Origin of the sequence: Pseudomonas sp. HMWF006 (assembly GCF_003061205.1) — a bacterium.
GTDB classification, from domain to species: domain Bacteria; phylum Pseudomonadota; class Gammaproteobacteria; order Pseudomonadales; family Pseudomonadaceae; genus Aquipseudomonas; species Aquipseudomonas monsensis.
Window position 1 is genome coordinate 13,321 of record NZ_QAIU01000500.1, and the last position, 3,687, is coordinate 17,007.

4 protein-coding genes are annotated in these 3,687 nt (G+C 61.8%); 2 read left to right on the plus strand and 2 right to left on the minus strand.

From position 1 onward, the window contains the following. The coding region (locus DBR24_RS33250; RefSeq protein WP_305889133.1) for a proton-conducting transporter membrane subunit at positions 1 to 1,493 on the minus strand (1,493 nt) is incomplete at its 3' end. A 247-nt stretch (positions 1,494 to 1,740) separates the two neighbouring features. Then, positions 1,741 to 2,676, minus strand: coding sequence for a DMT family transporter (locus DBR24_RS22105; RefSeq protein ID WP_128615797.1), 936 nt, complete (start codon positions 2,674 to 2,676; stop codon positions 1,741 to 1,743). Positions 2,677 to 2,761: 85 nt separating this feature from the next. On the opposite strand from DBR24_RS22105, the gene DBR24_RS22110 reads away from it, so the two are divergent. Beyond that, positions 2,762 to 3,325, plus strand: a complete 564-nt coding sequence (locus DBR24_RS22110; protein ID WP_123467815.1) for a helix-turn-helix domain-containing protein — start codon at positions 2,762 to 2,764, stop codon at positions 3,323 to 3,325. After that, on the plus strand, positions 3,326 to 3,687 hold a 362-nt coding region (locus DBR24_RS33255), incomplete at its 3' end, for an FAD/NAD(P)-binding protein (RefSeq protein ID WP_256591732.1).

Genomic DNA, 3,687 nt, shown 5'->3' on the forward strand with positions numbered 1-3,687 from the left:
ATCGCCAGGCTGTATTCCGGCAGCGTGCCGCCAACCACCGGCAGGGCGGCCGCTGCGAGCAGCGGGCCGACCACTTGCGCCGGAAAGATGCCGACGACGAGGCAGGTAAAGACCAGCAACTCTACTGGCGCGCGCATCCAGCGCGGCGGTTCGTGCGGGGTGTGCGGCAGGTCGGTGGCGGTCGGACCGAAAAACACATCAACCGTAAAGCGCAGCGAGTAGGCGACGCTGAACGTACCGGCGATGGTCGCGACAATCGGCAGCGCCGCCTCGACCCACGCCGTGGCATTGATGAACACGGTTTCGGCGAAGAACATTTCTTTCGACAGGAAGCCGTTGAGCAACGGCACGCCGGCCATCGAGGCACTGGCGACCATCGCCAGTGTCGCGGTGAACGGAATCAGTTTGATCAGGCCACTGAGTTTGCGGATATCGCGGGTGCCGCTTTCGTGGTCGATGATGCCGGCGGCCATGAACAGCGAGGCCTTGAACGTGGCGTGGTTGAGGATGTGGAACACCGCCGCGACCGCTGCCAGCGGGCTATTGAGGCCCAGCAGCAGGGTGATCAGACCGAGGTGGCTGATGGTCGAGTAGGCCAGCAGGCCTTTGAGGTCGTTCTGGAACATCGCGCAATACGCGCCGAGCAACAGCGTGCACGCACCGGCGCCGCTGACGATGTAGAACCATTCCTCACTGCCGGACAGCGACGGCCACAGACGGGCGAGGAGAAAGACCCCGGCCTTGACCATGGTCGCCGAGTGCAGGTAAGCCGAAACCGGCGTGGGCGCCGCCATGGCGTGCGGTAGCCAGAAGTGGAAAGGAAACTGCGCGCTTTTGCTGAGGGCGCCGATGAGGATGAGGGGTAGCAGAATGGGGTAGAGGGCATGTGCGCGAATCTGATCGCCGGCGGCCAGGACCTTGTCCAGGTCATAGCTGCCGACGACATGGCCGAGGATCATGACCCCCGCCAGCAGGCACAATCCGCCGGCCCCGGTGACCATCAGCGCCATGTAGGCGCCGCGACGGGCGTCGGCGCGGTGGTGCCAGTAACCGATCAGCAGGAACGAGAAAAGACTGGTCAACTCCCAGAAAAACACGATCTGGATCAGGTTGCCGGAAATCACCAGGCCGAGCATGGCGCCCATGAACGCCAGAAAAAACGCGAAGAAACGCGGCACCGGGTCATCCGGTGACATGTAGTAACGGGCATATAAAGAGACGAGGGTGCCGATGCCCAGGACCAGCATCGAGAACAGCCAGGCGAAGCCGTCCATGCGCAGCACGAAGTTCAGGCCCAGGCTCGGCAGCCACATGAACTCTTCGCGGATCACCCCGCCGTGGGCAATTTGCGGGTACAACATCGCGACCTGGACGGTGCCGATCAATGCGACCAGGCCTGCCAGGAGAGATTCGGTATTACGCGCGTTGTGTGGCAGCACCGCTGCCAGACAGCTGCCAATGAATGGCAGAAGCAGTAGAACTATCAGGGACATAGGCTTCTAATCTGCGGAAGTTTGTGAAGCATCATACGTGCCAGCTCCCTGATCACCAAACGCCAGGATGTCTCAGAATCCTACAAAGTAGACTCAAAATTTGTGTTTGGCGTTATTTCAGGCCAAGGGAAGGTGTGGCAGATGGCCCTTTCGCGAGCAAGCTCGCTCCCACATTTTGAAATACATTCCAGTGTGGGAGCGAGCTTGCTCGCGAAAGCGTTGGCGCAGGCGCTGAAGGTATTGCCGATCAGCCCTGCGTTTCTCGCTGCAGCTCAACATCGGTTTCTGCGGCCTTACCCTTAGTCTTCAACTCACTGACAATCACCGCCGCGACAATCAATCCTGCGCCCACCAGCGCAATTGCCGGCAACCGCTCCCCGGCAATCCGCCCGACGATACCGGCCCACACCGGTTCACCGGCATAGATCAACGTGGCCCGAGTCGGCGAAACACTCTTCTGCGCCCAGTTCATCGCCACCTGAATCGCTGCACTGGCGGCGCCCAGCCCCAGCGCGGTGACCAGTAGGGTCCAGGAGAAATCCGGAAGCATCTCGCCGGTCGGCACCACCATCAGGAACGACAGCACCGACGTCGTCGCCAGTTGCACCACGGTCACGCGCCGCACATCAACCTGACCGGCATAGGTGCTGATCAGAATGATTTCGGCCGCAATGGCGATGGCGCTGATCAGCGTGACGATTTCACCGGAACTGAAATTCAACGAGGCCCCGGACGGCCCCGACAGCAGCATCAACCCGGTAAACGCCAGCATGATGCCGATGCTCGGCATCAGCCCCGGCCGCCGCCCGAGGACCAGCCATTGCAACAGCGGCACGAACGGCACGTACAACGCGGTGATGAACGCCGACTGACTGCTCGGGATGGTTTGCAAACCGACCGTCTGCAAACCATAACCGAGCATGATCGCCACGCCGATGAAGGCGCCGGCCCGGAGTTCGAACAGGGTCAGCGCACGCAGATGCCGCCAGGAAAACGCGGCGACAATGCACGCGGCCGCCGCAAAGCGCAGGCCGACGAAAAACATCGGGCCGCTGACGGTCATGGCGTGCTGCACCAGCAGGAAAGTGCCGCCCCAGACAATGGTGATCAGCACCAGCACGCACTCGGCCTTGCTGAAGCGGGAGAAGCGAAGAGGGGGGGAAGAACCGTTCACTGTCGTCATGACCTTGCGCACTGTAAAAAAGAGGACGCACAATGCGCCTAACGTTGCGCAGTATACTGCCCAACCCCACCGAGTGAGCAATATAGTGCACAAAGATTCCAGCCAAAGAACGTCCGTCCTTCAACACGTCAGCCAGAACGTTCGGCGTCTGCGTCACGCGGCGGACATGAGTCAGACGGCGTTGGCGGAAAAGTCCGGCGTCAGTCGGCGGATGCTGGTGGCGATCGAGGCCGGCGAGAAGAATGTCAGTCTGACCACTCTCGACCGGGTGGCCGAAGCCCTCGACGTGGCCTTCAGTGACTTGATCCAGGCGCCCGACGCCCGCGATCCGAGCCGCATCAATGAAGTGGCCTGGGCCGGCGTGATGCCGGGAAGCAAGGCCGTGCTGCTGTCCAAAGCCACCGCGACCCGTGAAGTCGAGCAATGGGAATGGTGCTTGCAACCCGGCGAGGTCTACCCCTCGCAACCGGACGCCGATGGCTGGAGCGAGCAGATTTATGTGTTCGAAGGCTGCCTGACACTGATGCTCGGTGAGCAACGGCAGCAGATCAACAAGGGTGAGTTTTTCATGTTTGCCAGCAACCAGCCGCACAGCTATCGCAATGACGGCGACGTAGCGGCGTGGTTTGTACGCAATGTGGTGATTTGAATGACGCAGAGCGCGGATATCCTGATCATCGGCGGCGGCCTCAGTGGCACGATGCTGGCGGTGCAACTGCTGCGCTTGCCTGGGCCGCGCAGCATCCTGATCGTCGAGCCGCGTGCCGAGCTTGGCCGGGGTGAAGCGTACAGCGCGGTCGAACCGGGCCATACGCTCAACGGTAACGCGGCGCGAATGAGCGTTGACCCGGACAATCCCTATGACCTGACCCAGTGGCTCAGCGCACATATTGCCGGCGGTGGCTGGCCGGAGTCTGCCGCGCAGGCCGTGCCGGTCAGCGAGCTGTTTCCGCCGCGCGGTTTGTTTGGCGTGTATGTGCAACAGCGTCTGGCCGAGGCCCGGAGTATCGG